The sequence below is a fragment of the Niastella vici genome (assembly GCF_002077945.1).
GTDB classification, from domain to species: Bacteria; Bacteroidota; Bacteroidia; order Chitinophagales; family Chitinophagaceae; genus Niastella; species Niastella vici.
The window spans coordinates 24,672-41,097 of record NZ_LVYD01000054.1; the positions used below are offsets into that span (position 1 = coordinate 24,672).

A 16,426-nucleotide genomic window follows, 5' to 3' on the forward strand; every position below is an offset into this window, starting at 1 on the left:
ACCCCTGGTGAAACCTACTAATTACTTTGCAAATAACCTTTTTCTTTAAGCATCTTGAAGGCCTTTTCCCCTAACTTTTTACCCCACTCAGCTCCAATAAGATATGACTCCTGGGTTATTAAAGGCAGTTTTTCAATTACCTTTTTACCAAGCGGTGTTCGATAGAAGTCAATTAATTGAGTTACATCCTCATCTGTATAGTATTTCGCATAAACAGGAATAATTAGATCAATTAAAGTGTCAGGCTTCACTTCCTTCATATATTCGTCCCAGAATTCGTTCGGTACGTTCGGAACTGTTTTCTTAAAGGTCACAAGCATATTCTCCATGACCTGCACTCCAATTTTACCTGAACCGATCATCTCAAGCAAGGTCCTGATATGCTCTTTGGTTGCGGGCGTTTGAGAATAACAATTAGAAGAAAGAGAATAAATAATGATTATTAAGATCAATTTTTTCATACAATAAAGTTCATTTTTAATTCAGGGGAAAGGCAATTTCATTGTTACACTGTCGCCAATATACAGTTTTTTATTGGCAGCACAATCTTATACATTTTCAACTATTCCAGTATGCCATCGGTCATGGATAAAAGTTAATAATTATAAGATATAACTGGCTAGTCTGCAACTGGCAATTGTCCCGGGCTGGCCTTCGCATTCAAATGATCACTTTTATGATTTGTCGCATTCACACCCCTCTTTTGCCGCATCAACACCCCACTTACTTCTCCCGGCCTTTCTACATTTGTATTGAATATTTCACACACAATTAAAATTAATACCGATGACAAATAGATTTAGCAGGACGTTTAAATTCTTTATGTCAATTGCTTTTATTCTCTTTGCATCAGCGATCACAACATACGCCCAAAAAACAAATACAATGGAAGGATCAAACAAATCTGGATACGCCCCCGTGAATGGCTTGAACATGTATTATGAAATTCATGGCAAAGGCGATCTGCCATTGGTTTTGATACACGGCGGCGGATCAACGATTGAAAGCTCTTTCGGTAATACCTTACCCCTGTTTGCAGCAAAAGGTAAAGTAATTGCCGTTGAACTGCAAGCTCATGGCCGTACAAGCGACAGGAATGCGCCCGAATCTTTTGAGCAGGATGCTGATGATGTGGCTGCATTACTGAAATACCTGAAAGTAGATAAAGCGAACTTCTTTGGCTTTAGCAATGGCGGCACTACCACCTTACAAATTGCGATCAGGCATCCGGAAATAGTTAATAAAATAATTGACCTGTCGGGCGCTTATCAGCGGGAAGGATTTATTCCCGGCTTCTTTGAAGGTTTTCCAAAAGCTACATTGGAAACCATGCCTGCTCCTTTAAAAGACGCTTTTTTGAAAGTAACACCTGATAAAGACAAACTACAGGTTATGTTCAATAAAGATGTAGCGCGAATGATGCATTTTAAAGACATCCCGGAAAGTGATATCCAATCTATAAAGGCTCCGGCTTTAATTATGGTAACCGATAAGGACGTAGTACCGGCTGAACACGCAGTAAAAATGTCACATAAGATCCCTGGCGCCAGGCTGGTAATATTGCCCGGCTTTCATGGCGCCTGCATCGGTGAAATATGCTCAGCAAAGAAAGGCAGCAAAGTGCCTGAATTAACGGTTGCCCTGATCGAAGAATTCTTAAATGAATAGCGGGAACGGCAAACCACTTAATATTGCCCCCGATCCTATACAGCCTCTTTCTTTTTTATCTTTTATCTGTTGCAATGGGCAATCCCCTGCGCGACCATTCACTCCACGACCCTACATACAGCTTAGGTCCAATAATGCCTGCATGTGCCATACCTAAAAGCGTATGACAGGCTGTTACCCCCGATCCACAATGAACAATAACATTTTCAGGTTCTACATTTGTCAGCACTTCTTCATACGCCTTTCTCAATGCTTCGGCAGGTAAATAATTGCCGTCAGCATCCAGATTTTTTACATAAGGCAGATTAACAGCTCCGGGTATATGGCCTGCAATCAGATCTATAGGTTCCGTCTGCCCCAGGTAACGCGCTGTTTCCCGAACATCTATAACCAACCGGTGGTCATCCTGTGCGGCTGCAGCGGTTTCTGTTATATCAGCGGTACCCTTATAGGTTAAGGTAACCGGATACGGCACTGCGGGTACAGGCGTATATACATCTGTGCTGAGGGGAACACTGGCATGTATAGCTGCCTGCAGGCCGCCATTTATTACCTGCACTTTTTCGTGGCCTATTGCCTGTAGCATCCACCATAACCTGGCGGCGCTGTTGGCGGCCGATTTATCATCGTACACTATAACATGGCTATCGGGTGTAATGCCCCAGGTTCCCAACAAGGTGGCAAAATCTTTGATCTCAGGCAAAGGATGCCTGCCGCCTACAGCTGCATCAGTAACAGAAGCGGCCAGGTGTTTGTCGAGGTCGGCATAGATGGCATTTTTTAAATGCCCGGCCATGTATCGTTGCCAGGAATCCTTCCCGCCACGTGCATCGATGATAACTATACCGGGTTTATTGAGGTCTGTATCTTTAATTTCACAAAGTGGTAGCATGGCGATAGTTTAATGATGCATCAAATATAAATGAACCAGGAGTAATTGTCCGCGCTTCCCCGATAACAACCCGATAACAAACGCCAAACCTACTGACTTTCATTTATTTGTAATAACAAACCACCATTCCGCAACATCTTTCGCATACTCAATTAAACATTAATGAGTTTTTAATATCTACAGTAGTATAAAAAATAACACATCATGAAAACAATCATTCTCGGCATTGCCATATGCCTCTCTCTGACCGCTTCTGCCCAAACCCGTATTGCTCATCCTCACCGCGTAAAACAAGATACCCGCGACATTCGCAGCGACCGCCGCGATATCCGCAGCGATAAAAAAGACATCGCCAAGGATACCAAAGACATTCAGGGCGATAAAAAAGACCGCCGCCAGGATGTAAAAGACCGCAACCAGGATAAAAAAGATATTCGCAATGACAGAAAAGACCTGGCCCAGGACAAAAAAGATGGCAATGCCGCTGATGTTGCTGCTGATAAAAAAGACATCAGGAACGATCGCAAGGATATTACGAGCGACAACAAAGATCTCAGGAAAGACAACCGGGATATTCGCAAAGACCGTCGCGACAGAAGAGGTGATGTGAAAGATCTGAAAAAAGACAAAAAAGACCTGAACCAGGACAAAAAAGAAAGAGTAGAAGACGCTACAGGAAACTAATATCAACAACCAGGTCCGGGAGCTGTTGTTCCCGGACCCTTTTAATGTCACTACAATGCCCCTTGAAAATAAACCCCTGCTTTGCCTCATCATTTCCTTCCTGCTGTGTTCGGCTGTTACATACGCACAGGACTCCCTGTTAACGGCATCCGATTCTATTCCGGTAAAAAGAAGATCGCACCTGAAAATTGAGTTGGGTTACCTGAGCGATAATGTGTACCTCGGCAGAAGCGATTCTGTAAGAATACCCTATATCACTGCCGGTTTGCGGTATATTCATAAATCTGGCTTGTTTGCCGGTGTAAGCGCTAACTATCTTTCCACCGAAGGCAGAACAGATCTGTTTGAACTAACCGGCGGTTATATGCTGAGTAAAGGCAATTGGGATGCTGAAATTTCCGGTACCAAATATTATTACAATGCCAACAGTTATTCAGTAAACGCTGAAACCAAAGGCGAATTAAGCCTGTATGCAGCATATGACCTCGGGTATATTTCACCCAGCGTTAGTGCCGGCATGAAATTCAGCCAGTCAACCGACTACACAGCTACCCTGGGTCTGGAACATGACTTTTCGTTTTTAAATGAAAGATTGCAGCTGGAACCGGGTATCTATGTAAATGCCGCCACCCAGAACTATTATAATGCTTATTTCCAGAAACGAAAATATGCGACCAACCGTAAGGGCGTACAGAAGGTGGTAGGAACCGTAGCTGCCAGCACCGAAGACGCAGCGGCATTCAAGATCCTGGATTATGAGCTTACGGTCCCGCTGGAATATACACAACACCGTTTTACCATTGGCATTACTCCTGTTTATGCCATCCCGGTAAATCCAAACCATGTAAATATTACCGTTACCACGTCCAATGCAACGCGTTACAGGAATTATTATGAAACTCTCAGTAACCGGGTATATTGTTCAATTGATCTGACTTTTAAAATATAAGGGAAGCTAGATCTCCCCTTTCAGCGACTTTACAATCACTTCGCTTTTACTGTTTACCTGCAGTTTACGGTAAATGTTTTTGATATGCTGGCGAACCGTTTCCAACGTAATGCCCAGCCGGGCGGCGATCATTTTATAACTCAGTCCGTCGACCATGGCGGTAACCACCTGTTGCTCTTTGGCGGTCAAAGGTTCATTGTAGGTGCGTTTGGGCGCAAAATATTCTACCACTTTGCGGGCAATAATGGGCGACATTACCGACCCGCCTTTATTGATGATGTGAATGCATTCCAGGATCTCTTCCATGGCTGTATCTTTTTGCAGATAACCAACAGCGCCGGCGCAAAGCGCTTTAAAAACCCGGTCATTATCCATATACACCGAAAGCATGACGATGGAGGCGTCGGGAAATTTCCGCCTGATGCCGGGAATAGCCTCAATGCCCGAGGCACCTGGCAACCCAATATCAGACAATACCAGATCCACCTGCGCAATGCCGGCTGCTTTTTCAAAAAAATCTTCTGCCGAGCCCGCAGCTATCACACATTGTATAGCTTCCTGGCCTGAAAAGAAAGCCGCCAGGTGATTTCTTATCACATCATCATCTTCTATTATGGCCAGATGGATCATAGTTCGTTTTTTAAGTGGTTCAAAGCGGCACTTTCATGGTTACGGTAACGCCCTTTGCTGAAACAATATCAATACTGGCTTTCAACCGGCCGGCCCTTAACCGCATATTATAAAGGCCATGCCCGGTTTTGTTTTTTTGTTCGCCCATACCCCGGCCATCATCCTGGATCTGCATAATGAAATAATTGTTCTCTCTTTTCATATCCACCCATACCCTTGTGGCCCCTGCATGTTTTGCAATATTGTTGATCGCTTCTTTAAAGGTGAGGTATACATTCTGGCGAAATTCCATAGTGAGTTTTTCCTGTTCCGTAAAACCGGTATGATTCAGTTCAAAATCAATATTCGCCGGCATTAACATGTTGTGCAGGTGCTCCTGCATATACTGTATCATGCCGCCCATGGTATCATTTCTTGTATCAATACTCCATACCACATCTTTCATGGTAGAGACCGCTCCCCTGCTGATGCCGGAAATAGTTCCCAGTTGTTCCTGCATACCTGCATCTGCTGCGCCCCGCTTCATCACATCGGCCAGTATCGTAATGCGCACCAGCGAACTGCCCACATCATCGTGCAGGTCACTGGCAATACGGTCGCGCAGCACCTGAATTTTCTTTACCTGGCGAATACGGTAGTTCACTATCAGCCAGGCAATGGCTACCAGGGCGGCAATAACCAGCGCAATAAACCAGGTTGTTTTATAAAACACCTGCTTTACCCGGATGTGAATGGTTAATTCATTCATGGTTTGTGATCCCCGGCCTGTACTCCCTTTTATTTTCAGGAGATATTTACCGGGCGATAACCCGTTGAAAGAAACAAAATGCTGGTTACCGATATCATGCCAGGCATTGTCCACTCCCTGCAGATGATAGAAAAAACGATCGCCCGCCGGGTCATACTGGTCGCTCAACATGAAGTGAAACGAAAAGAATTTATCCTCCGGCTCTATAATGGCCTGGGTAAATGCCTGCAGGTTAAACAGGGAATCGTGTGGTACGCCGGCCCCGTTTATTTTACTGAAACGGGTAAGCGCTATCGTTACCGGCTGCTGGGTGATGAACACTTTCGCCGGATCAACCACCATATAACCATTCAGTCCGCCAAAGATCATTTTCCCGTCGGGCCCTTTATACAGCGCCTTCCTGTTGAATTCATTGGTATTTAAACCATCCTTTGCATAAAAGTTGGTGAATTGCCCCGTTTGCCGGTTCCAGTAACTTAACCCGGCATAGGTGCTGATCCAGCAATTGCGCTGATCATCTATCAGCAACCCGCAAACTGTATTACTGCTTAAGCCATCCCGGTTTGTATATTGTTTCACCTGCCTGGTATAGTCGTTATACCAAATGAGCCCGCCACCGGCCGTACTGATCCAGCAACTGCTGTCGCTGTCAAAAGCAAGATCATTGATCCCAAACTCAAGCACCTGATGCACCGGCAGCTTTATTACCTGCCTGGTGCGGGTGTTTATTTTGTATAATCCATTGGCGGCGCCTGCCCACAACCATTCACCCCGCATCACCAGGCTCCAGCAGGCCAGTTCTTCAAAGGGCATTTTACCGGTATTGTCGCGGAAAGGCTGCATTTGTGTAGAAGCCGGGTCGAACGTATACAGGTTGTGCAGCCCCGATGTCCAGAACAAACGGCCATCAAAAGCGATACTGAACTGGTTGATGCTTTTCTCCCTTTCCTGCTCCGTACCATTCACCAGGAAGATCTCCAGCGAATCGGTTTTCAAATTGAGCCGGCTGATGCCAAACCCTGCCATCCACAGATAATTGTTTCCATCATACCACATATCGTACATGTACCCGATATCATAGCGGCCATTCAGCAACAAACTGATCCGGTTGTTTACCACCGGTAGTTTAGATACCGGCGGCGCTCCAAAAGTTGATAAAGCGATGGTGGTATCCCTTCCGGTAGTAGTACGCATTTTTTTCAGCAGCCCGTAATTTTCAGTGGCAGCATACAGGGTATTATACCTGTCGGCCATGATGCGGCGGCAACGGATATTTTTCAATTCATTGCCCTGCAAGGTAAACGGACACCGGGCAAACACGGCTTCGCGGTTCGACAGCTTAATAATGCCGTTGTCGGTTCCTGCCCAAATGGTATTGTTGTTGTCTTTGTATAAGCAATACACCAGCGAAGCGTTAACACCGGCAATGAGCCAACTGTAATCGATCGCCTGCCGCTGCTGCAGGTCATATTTTGCCAAACCACCCCGTTCATTGCCCTGCCATAAATTGCCTTCCGCATCAATGCAATAACAGGTGCGCAGGTGCAGGTTGGGGCCACTCACCGCATGTTGGTTTTTTATATAACTGTCAAAAACCCTTTCCCGGTTGTTATACCTGCTGATGCCATAACTGGAAATGCCCCAGGTTACCTGTTGGTTATCGATATAAATTTTTGAATAGTCATTTGCCTGCAGCACCGGATCGCCCAACCGTTGCCCTGCTGCTACGGCCGATCTTTTAACCAGGGTTGCAGGCTGGTCGAGGTAAGAGATCCAAACCAACTGGCTGCCGGCTTCAGCAAGTGAAGTAAGCACCATATCTTTTTGCACCAGACCGCTATCAATGGCAACGGTGGTAAAATGCCGGCTGCCCGAAAATTCAACCAGCCATTTTTCGCCCATCACCCAAATGTGCCCGTATTGGGTTTTCTGAATAGCGCGGATAGCACCTGCCGGCAATGAACCCGGCATATCGTCGCGGTGAATAAATTGCCTGATGCTATTAGTGCGGCTATCGAGGATGTTGAGGCCATTCTCTGTACCTATCCAGATATCGCCATTGTCGTCCTGCATCAATGCGGTTACCGAACTGTTTGAGAGTGCGGGCATGCCAAGTATGCTGTACTGGATAAAATAAGCCCCGTTATACCGGTTCAGTCCGCCATTGGTTCCAATCCAAAGCATCCCTGTTTTGTCCTGCAAAATGCATTGAACCGAATTATTGCTCAACCCATCTTCTACTGTAAGGCGGGTATATTGCAGGGCATGCTGCGCCCCTGTATACAGGGGAAGCCACATAACCAGGACAAATATCAGTGCAGTGTTTTTCAGGAGAGTTAGTTAAGTACGGTTTCGATCCTTCGGCTCTGCTCAGGACCGGCCACGCTCAGGCCCTACATTCTGCTAATTTACCAATTTTTGTTATTTACCGCCGGCCTGAAATTGTCCTTCTGACACTGCTTACACTGAGCGAGTTCCTGCGCACAGCCGATGCGGCATGTAACCGCACCATTGAATTACTGTTTACGCGCTGTAATTCCCGCACATGTATGGTTACCTGTGAAATGCTTCGCTGGCGCTGAAATCCATGTTGATGAACCACTGAATTGCTTCTTTCCCGCCCATGTATGGTAACCACGTCATCCAGGTCGCGAACAGGTCCCTCATAATCACTTACATCGTGCGCCACATCACGGAATGGACTTTCTGCTGAACCCTTTGCCGGTCCATATTTATTGAACCGGTAATCGAGATTGCCATACCTGTTTGCCAACACCTTGCGCCGCGGTTTATTGTAAACCCGCCGGGTTTGTTCTTTTTTCTTTGCTGACTTATCTCCTTCTGCTTTATTTTCCGGCCATTGGCTTTCTGTTGCTGCCGAACCGCTGTACGAGATCTTGCTTACCACCGGGTTGGCTACGAGTTCATCGGCATCGTCCTCGTCATTGTCAACAACACTATACGCCATGGTGGCCTCGTCCAAGGAACCTTCGCCTGAGGGGTCCGTAACATTGAGCCATTGGCTGAGTGCGGGATCATAGTATTGCGGCCCATAAAAGTAGTAACCGGTTTCTTCATCGTATCCTTTTCCATTGAACAAATACGCCGTTTGAAAAGAACCGGCATGCTCACTCACTATGGTTTCGCCCGATGGCGCATATTCCATATGCTGAATAACCTGGCCCGCGAAATTGGTTACATAAGCCGTGCTGCCCACATTATCGAAGTGATAGAAATAAATGCTACCCTCATACAATTGCCCGGCATCTTCAAAACCATAGCCTGCTTTTACAGAATCGCGTGAAGGAATACCGCTTACATATACCGGCGGACCGTTGGGCGGCGCCGTGGTATTGCCCGGCCAGCCTGTTGGCACATTGGGCGATGTTGTATCTATATATACTGGGGCCGCAATGCCGCTGTTTTCAGGGCGCGCATAAAAATTCTTATCAGTGGGCGGACCAGGGCTCACGCCCAGCGATGCATAATAATCATTGCGGGCCTTTTCAATCAATGCCGCCCGTTTGGTATAGTCGATACCGCCGGCAGTAAGCCCCGTTTGCGGAAAGGAGATATTGGTAAAAGTGCCATGCCCCAGCTTGCTGGCCACACGCTGCCCGTCGATATAATAATGTTTGGTGAAGGTTGCTTTTTGTGCCGCCATATAGGGGCTCACATAAACGGTATAGTTATCGGCATGCGTTACGGCGCCGGCAGGCGCACCGTTCACGGTTATTCCCTGTACGCCGCCGCTGCTTTTTACCGCCCTGTTGTCATCGGCATCATAGGTATACTGGCTCATCACCCCTTTGTTAATTACCCGCACCAACCTGTTCTCTTCATCGTAAGCATTTTCGATATCGCCATACCCCAGTTGGTTGCCATTGAGATCATATTTGTATGTATTGCTTCCAATTTGTGTAGCCTGGTAAGGGGCGCGGCCGCCATAGCTGTACGCATGATCGTACCCGCTTTCGCTGGTGGCCCCAGTCATGGTCTTGTGCACAATATTGTTCAGGTTGTCATAGGCCAGCGTAAGTCCATATTTGGTAGAACCGCCCGGGCCGCTGAACTCGCCGGTAGCCGCCTCGAGGCGATTCAGCGCATCAAACTGGTAGCTTTGTTTTGCCGACCCGCCCAATGTACCAGCGGAAGGTTGCACATTATTAATAATACCCAACACCCTGCCTGTGGCATCATACGTATAGGCATTGTTCATCATGGCCTGCCCGGTGGGTGAAAGCGCCTGCAGCTGCGTAAGCAACCGGCGCTTGTCTTCGTACCGGTATACATTTTCTGTACCATTACTATAACGCATGTATACGCGCTCATCAAACTCATTGTACCCCACCTGGTTTACAAACTGGTACGCGCTTCCTATTTTAATGCCATCCATGCTGCTCAACGCGCCACTTTTGTTATAGTGGTACAGCATGGTTTCTCCATCGGGATACACCATCTTTTTCAGCCGGTTCCAGCTATCGTATTCCTGCTCGCTTATATAGGTGGTGCAAAACAACGGACTGGTAAGCACTGTACGGATCGTCTTCACCACCTGTCCCTGCATGCTGTAGAAAAACTCCTGTCCGCCGCTGGCGTCTTCCTGTAAGATCAACCGGCCGGCCTTTGTGCCGGTGCCCGGGGCGCCATAGGTATATTTTACCTTGTTCTGATAATTGCGGGGATAATCAATACCGGTGAGGCGGTCGTAATCGTATTGATATTGAATAGCGCCGTTGGTGGCAATCTGCTGGCGGATCTGGGCCGTGACCTTTTTCAGCAAATTACCGGCGGCATCATATTCAAAGGTGGTAAGGCCTGCATCCGGATGCGTTACACTTGTTCTTCTGCCCATATTATCATAAGTGGCCTGCAGGGCATTTCCCTTATCATCAACCACCTTCACCATTTCATTCAGCGCATCGTACTCGTAGCGGGTGGTAATGGGGCCGGCGGCAGCATATGCTTTCTGGAAACGTTTTCTGCCGCGTACATCGAAGCCGGTTTCTTTTTTATTGCCAAGCGCATCGGTGCCCGTTCTGCTGATCATACTACCGGCCAACGTATACGCAATAGTCATGGCACTGCTATCGGCCAGCACTCTTTTTACCAGGCGGTCTTCCGCATCATACACATCCCGGTAATGGAATTTGCCGGAAGCATAATTCAATAATGGATTCAGGGCGCCTATTGCTTCTGTAAGCGGATAATATTGTTCTATCACCCGGCCAAAAGCATCGAACGCAGAAGTGCCCGATACAACCATGGTTACCTCATCGGCAACACCTTTCCCTTTGAACAACGACACCTGTTTTTTTAACTGCACCGACCTTCCCAGGCCATCTGCAAAATTGTATAGGTTGATATCGTCGTTGTATTCGGGATCGTAATGCCGCGTTATGGTATAGGGCACCGTATCTGCCGTATGGTACTCAACAGCTATGGTATAAGGCTTTCCGGCCGCCAATTCATATGGACCGGTGAACCGGATGATACGGCCACGATTATCGAGTGCGTATTTTGTTTCTTCATTGTTCCGGCTTACCGTACGGGTAACTGTGCCAAACCGGTAGTCGTATTCATTGGTGGTGATATAACCAAAGGCATCTGTTATTTTCACCGGATAGTTATGCACCACGTTGTCATATTCAAAAGTATACGACATCCGCTGGTTTTTGTAGTTGGCAGGCTGGGTGAGTTGGGTGATATTTCCGTACCCATCATATTCCAGACTGGTAGTTGCCACCGTGCCATCGGCCAATACTTCACTGATGCCAGCAATGGCATTTGAGGTGTTGAGGGTGGTGGTGCGTTTACGCTTCACCCCTTCTACTGTAGTGATCTCGATATCGGATGGAATGGATTTAAGATATACACTGTTATTGCTGTGGTACGCGATGTTGGTGATCCGCAAGTCCTGGTTGCTGCCATCGCCCTCATCGGTGATGCGCGTAATATTGCCCACCGTATCATATTCATAATGCACCGCAGTATGCGCATTGGCGGTGGCGCCGCCTTCGTAAAATACCTTTTCGGTTGTTATTAATGCGGGGAACCTGACTGAGGTATCTTTTACCGTTGGGCGAATGTCGTAGGTGTAATTGGTTTGTGTATACTTATGGCCGGCAGCGTCTTCGATATACTCACTGGCCAGCAATCCTTTATTATAATAACTGCTATTGAAATATTGTTGTACATGGTTTCGGTAAACCGCATTGTTACCGGCGGTATTCAGTTCGCTGGTGATCACTTTGCTGAAGCCATAAAACTCCCTTTCGTACCTGTCCTGGTAGCCTTCTATATATTTAAACTGGCGGCGCATGGTATCTATACCATCGCCCGGCACCCCATCAAACACCGTAACATTTTTTAGCACCCATTTACTTTGTGGCATGGCATAGGTATTGCCCACCCGCTCATAATCCAGGGTGAAGGAACCATGCGCTATGGGTGACTTCACGGTACGCAGCATGTTGGTGCGGCCGATGGCTGAGGAAGATGCTGATAATTGTCCGTCGTTCTTTGACTCCACATAATCGGCATAGCCATCACCATCGAGGTCCATGAATGCTTTTTCCTGGCGGCTTGTACCGTGCCCGAAACTGCCACTTGGATTAATACAGATCTTGATGAAGAAAATGTAGATGGGAATGGTTACGGTAATAGCCAGGTTGTATGATTCGCCTACAGAGAAAAGCGAGGCTATATCATTGAAGCCATTCCATGGAATGGCGGGCCCAAAGCCATTGCCGGTGTTGAACCTGATGAGCACATCATTTCCGTTCAGGATCATCTGGTCGGGCAAGCCATCCCCGTTGATATCGTTGAGGATAAAAGAGTTTCTGCCATCGGTTCTCGAAATGCCAAAGCCGCCTTCAAAAGATCCGCCATTGATGTTGACTCCCAGTCCGGCCCCATACGCTAAATTCTTTGCATGGTCAATAGACTGCAGGCCCCATTGTTCCCGTGCAGCCAACCGGTAGCCCAGGTTCAGCATCACATTGCCATCATCAAAAACGCGGTCGGGCAGGCCATCGCCATTTATATCGGCCCAGGTGCTTCCGGTATTGTCTTCATTCCAGTTTATACTGCCCGAAACACCCATGCTGGCTTTGGCTGAATTCTGTGCGCCACTGGCGGCTTTAGTGGTTTTATTACCGGTGAACGCCTTTTCAAATTCACCGCCCAAACCAAGCCCTTCCTGGTAGCCGGTACTGTAAGAGAAGCCACCAGGCTGGCTCAGGGTCAGGTTACCTAACCCACCATGTGGCAGGGTATATTGGATATTAGGACCAGGCGAATTGTTAAAGATGGATGTAATGGATGTATTTAACACGTCGGGGTAACGGTCGCCATTCATATCCAGCACATCGGTATTGATAACAGTGGTTGCATCTGATTTACCTGCACTGGGACTAAAAGGGCCGGCCGATACACCCAATGAGTAACTATTGGTTTCAGTGGTGCTTATTTTATACACAGCGGTGGCGCCGGCTGCCAGGGTGTCGACCATTACATCGTGCATATACAGCCGCGAACTGCTCATAGTGCCGCCTGTGATATACACGCTGGTATCGTACCCCATCCATGACTGTTTTGGCAAATCGGGATATAAAGTTATAAAGTCGGCTTTGGAGGGATCGGGGATCTGGCTCATGGTAGCACTGTCGTAAAACACACTGGGATCGGTAGGATAATTATTGAATTCATTAAGGTTGAGCTTTGTTTCATCGAGCGGGCCATTTCCCTTATCGCCTTTGAAACCAAAAGCGCCCCAGCCGCGAAACAGGGGCCCCAGGTATTCCTGTGCCGGATTGGTGTACAAATTGGCCGGCAAAGCGCCGGTGAGAACGATCGTGTCTTTCGGGGCGCCGGTACTGTCAACATACAATGAATCCCTGTACACCTGTACGGTTGGCGGCGCCAGGGTTACGGCAAAGTCCATGGTGTCGGTAGCATATTCCATGAACAACGGCTCCCCTGCCTTACGCACCAGGTGAATGCTGTCCATTGCCGTGCTCATGGTGCCACCAGTAATATAAATGCGGCGCCGGGCATACACGGTATCATTGCCTTTCACCGTAAACCACAAGGTGCCATTGCCACCACCCGACACCTGTGGCCACAGGATCACGGTGTCCTGCTGCGCAACGGTAACCGGTGGGGCCGTAATGAGCCAGTTATTGAAATTGGCATTATTGGGTATGGGATAGCCCTGCATGGTAGGTGCTCCGGTAGAAGTAGTTACGGGCGTACCGTCATTAATGATAATGTAGGCATAGTGCGGTGTCCACTGCATGGCCGACCTGTCGATATAGGAACGGGATACCAGGGAAAAATTCAGCACATCGCCTGTGTCAACAGCAAATTGTCCGGGTACGGGCACCCCACCATTAAATACGGCATTGCCCGAAAAACCCTGTTGAAAAAATGAGGTCGTCACCTTATTACGGGTACGGGTAACCTGCAGGAATACAGAATCGGCAGTAACCTGTTTTGTAAAATTTCCATCAATTACAATGGTGCCGGCCTTACCCATTCCGCTTCCGCTGATGCTATGTAAAATAAAATCGGCGGAGGCCTGGTAGTAATTGCTGATCTTATGCTGAACATCTGATTGGGGAACAACCGGTGTGGTATATTGAATGACGGGGTCCCAGCTAACCAGGTCATCTTCGCCATTGTAAACAGACTGCAGGCGAAAATAAATGCGTTGTCCTTTTGTTACGGTGAGCCCGCTCACATTCGCAGGCGTTTTCACGGTAAAATCAGTGGGGCCAATGGTGGTGCTCCACAGCACGGTACCGCCCTGTTGTATGCTTGCCCGAACGCCATCTTTTTTATTATTGACAGCACCCGTTGTATTGGGCACATTTTGCAATTGAACCGGCGCAGTAATAGTAATAGTGCCACTCACAGGCGCTTCCCAGAAACGGATGATATCCTGCAAGGGAAAGTCGCGTTCCTGTTTTGCCTGCCGGGCAGTATCCTTCTGCATAAAGGAAGGGTCGAGGATGCCGGGAAAAACAGGGCTGGGCGTTAACCTGCTGTTGGGTGCAAATTCAGGATCGCCGGTGATCGCATTCAGGTGGTTGAAGTATACCATGCCATCGTTTGCGATATCAATCAATCCATCGCCATTGAAGTCGGCAAAATACACTTTGGAAGTAGTCGTGGATTTGGTATAGTTATAGCCAAAAAAACCAGCCCAGGGCAAAGCCTGAACGCCACCCCCTACATTATCTGTTGTGCTGGTGCCGAAATCGTTAGCGCCTGTTATGGGTCTTTTGCCGCCAAAGCTGTGGGTAGCTACGCCCAGGTTGGCGCGGTACCAGAGCTGCCCGCCGGCTTTGAAAACTTTATCGGGCAGGCCATCGCCATTTATGTCGATGAGGCTGGTGATCTCTTCCTGGTCGTCTTTTCCAAAAACAGGGCCGCCGCCTACCGACATTTTTTTGCTCCACGAATCATCGAGGATGCCGCCTACTGTAACCACCACGCCGCCTGTTTTGCTGGTAACCTTGGCGGTGCTGATCACAGAAGCCTCATCGGTGAATTGCGGGATGGGGTTTTGAATATCACCTTTGAGGCCATCGCCCTGGACCTGCCACGACCGGGCAGTGTCTTTTGACTTATAATTGGTGGCGCTATTGTTTATACGCGCATCATCATAGTAATCGAATTCCTGGTTGTAAAACACCTTATTGCTATCATCGATCTCTTTAATGCTTTTGAGAATGGTTTTATAAAAAGCGCCTTCTGCATAACTGAAATCGTAGGTGCGAATGAGCTGGTTATTAAAACTGACGTTCACTTTCCGCAGCAGGTCGGCGCTTACCATTTTAAAACCCAGCCGGGCGTCAATGGTCACATCTTTTCGTTGCGGTTCGCCCAGCGAGCGGTCGCTGATGAAATCCAGTTTATAGGGTGGGGTCGTAGTGCCGTTCCCGGTATACAAAATGCGGCTGAGGTACAGCTGGCGGCCCATTACGTTGCTTCCGGCAACACCGGCATTTTGCACCGTTTGGTATTCATAACTAATAAAGTTACCGTTCAGGTCCCTGCTTTCTGTAAGCGCCCAGTAAGCGATATTGCCTTTGTCGTCTTTGAGCACTGCGCTGTTGATCACCCCGTTCTTACCACCATAGTAGTGCCTGTTGCCATTTTTTTCATCCACTTCCCACCAATAATTGGCAGGACTGTTACCATGACGAATGATCTTGTTGAAGTTCCCTTCTACCCGCTCATAAAAACGCTTATCTGCCACCCGGGGCATAAGGGTATCGCGGTTATTCACGGGCGCCATCTGTTCGCCATTCAGCATATACATTTCAGTTTCCAAACCGGTATCATAGCGCGGCACACCCCACCGGGTATCTATGCTTATAGCAGGCGATAACAGGTTCCAGCCAGTACCCATCCACGTGGTACCGCCTTCGTTATTGTAGGTGATGCTGATGTCGGGCTCCATGCCACCACGTCCTTCGGGCAGGTTCATCGGGAAAGAAAGTACGGCATTGCCGAGGCTATTGGCAACAGGTACGCTCATCAGGGAAATGCCGGTGGCAGGGTCTGCCGCTTCAAAATCTTTAATGGAAGAGGGCGCATAGCCCTGCGTTTGCGGCTGTTCTGGCAATTGAATAAGATCGTTAACCGGGTCGCCGGTATGGCCTGTCCTCATTGATTGCTGAACAAATGAGGAGTGTACCCGCGTTGAACTGTCTTTATGTTGTTGTAGGTTCCTGGTATTAACCGGCTCCCTGCTGCTGCCCGGCCACTCTTTATGAATGTAAACTGCTGTAGACAGTACACCTGTACAATATAATAGAAGGGTAGTGTTTTTTATCATAAGAAG

General features: G+C 47.9%; 8 protein-coding genes. 3 read left to right on the plus strand and 5 right to left on the minus strand.

Going from position 1 to position 16,426, the window contains the following annotated elements:
* Positions 1-17 precede the first annotated feature (17 nt).
* A complete protein-coding gene (locus tag A3860_RS21940; RefSeq protein ID WP_081149930.1) occupies positions 18-461 on the minus strand; it encodes a DUF2059 domain-containing protein in 444 nt (147 codons plus the stop codon).
* A 424-nt stretch (positions 462-885) separates the two neighbouring features.
* Here A3860_RS21940 and A3860_RS21945 point away from each other — a divergent pair, with 424 nt between their 5' ends.
* Complete coding sequence (locus A3860_RS21945; RefSeq protein WP_081149933.1) at positions 886-1,668, plus strand: alpha/beta fold hydrolase; 783 nt, start codon at positions 886-888, stop codon at positions 1,666-1,668.
* A 55-nt stretch (positions 1,669-1,723) separates the two neighbouring features.
* On the opposite strand, the gene A3860_RS21950 is transcribed toward A3860_RS21945, so the two are convergent.
* Positions 1,724-2,560, minus strand: a complete 837-nt coding sequence (locus A3860_RS21950; protein ID WP_081149936.1) for a sulfurtransferase — start codon at positions 2,558-2,560, stop codon at positions 1,724-1,726.
* 204 nt (positions 2,561-2,764) lie between these two features.
* Between A3860_RS21950 and A3860_RS21955 the strand changes: the two genes are divergently transcribed.
* Positions 2,765-3,244 (plus strand): hypothetical protein, encoded by a 480-nt coding sequence (locus A3860_RS21955; RefSeq protein ID WP_081149939.1) that lies wholly within the window; start codon positions 2,765-2,767, stop codon positions 3,242-3,244.
* 55 nt (positions 3,245-3,299) lie between these two features.
* The gene (locus A3860_RS21960) at positions 3,300-4,193 is read left to right on the plus strand and encodes a hypothetical protein (protein WP_081149942.1); all 894 of its coding nucleotides are present in this window, start codon (positions 3,300-3,302) and stop codon (positions 4,191-4,193) included.
* 6 nt (positions 4,194-4,199) lie between these two features.
* Here the strand turns inward: A3860_RS21960 and A3860_RS21965 are convergent, their stop codons facing one another.
* The 3 genes from A3860_RS21965 to A3860_RS21975 all read right to left on the minus strand — a co-directional run bounded on the left by A3860_RS21965 (position 4,200) and on the right by A3860_RS21975 (position 16,420).
* Positions 4,200-4,823, minus strand: a complete 624-nt coding sequence (locus A3860_RS21965; RefSeq protein WP_081149945.1) for a response regulator — start codon at positions 4,821-4,823, stop codon at positions 4,200-4,202.
* A 19-nt stretch (positions 4,824-4,842) separates the two neighbouring features.
* A complete protein-coding gene (locus tag A3860_RS21970; RefSeq protein WP_081149947.1) occupies positions 4,843-7,869 on the minus strand; it encodes a sensor histidine kinase in 3,027 nt (1,008 codons plus the stop codon).
* 127 nt (positions 7,870-7,996) lie between these two features.
* Positions 7,997-16,420, minus strand: a complete 8,424-nt coding sequence (locus tag A3860_RS21975; RefSeq protein ID WP_081149950.1) for a SpvB/TcaC N-terminal domain-containing protein — start codon at positions 16,418-16,420, stop codon at positions 7,997-7,999.
* Positions 16,421-16,426 lie beyond the last annotated feature (6 nt).

What these genes read in the sequence shown, in the direction of transcription:
- A3860_RS21945 (WP_081149933.1), top strand. Translation starts at nt 886, where the DNA reads ATGGAAGGATCAAACAAATCTGGATACGCCCCCGTGAATGGCTTGAAC.
- A3860_RS21970 (WP_081149947.1), bottom strand. Translation starts at nt 7,869, where the DNA reads ATGTGGCTTCCCCTGTATACAGGGGCGCAGCATGCCCTGCAATATACC.
- A3860_RS21960 (WP_081149942.1), top strand. Translation starts at nt 3,300, where the DNA reads ATGCCCCTTGAAAATAAACCCCTGCTTTGCCTCATCATTTCCTTCCTG.
- A3860_RS21955 (WP_081149939.1), top strand. Translation starts at nt 2,765, where the DNA reads ATGAAAACAATCATTCTCGGCATTGCCATATGCCTCTCTCTGACCGCT.
- A3860_RS21965 (WP_081149945.1), bottom strand. Translation starts at nt 4,823, where the DNA reads ATGATCCATCTGGCCATAATAGAAGATGATGATGTGATAAGAAATCAC.
- A3860_RS21975 (WP_081149950.1), bottom strand. Translation starts at nt 16,420, where the DNA reads ATGATAAAAAACACTACCCTTCTATTATATTGTACAGGTGTACTGTCT.
- A3860_RS21950 (WP_081149936.1), bottom strand. Translation starts at nt 2,560, where the DNA reads ATGCTACCACTTTGTGAAATTAAAGATACAGACCTCAATAAACCCGGT.
- A3860_RS21940 (WP_081149930.1), bottom strand. Translation starts at nt 461, where the DNA reads ATGAAAAAATTGATCTTAATAATCATTATTTATTCTCTTTCTTCTAAT.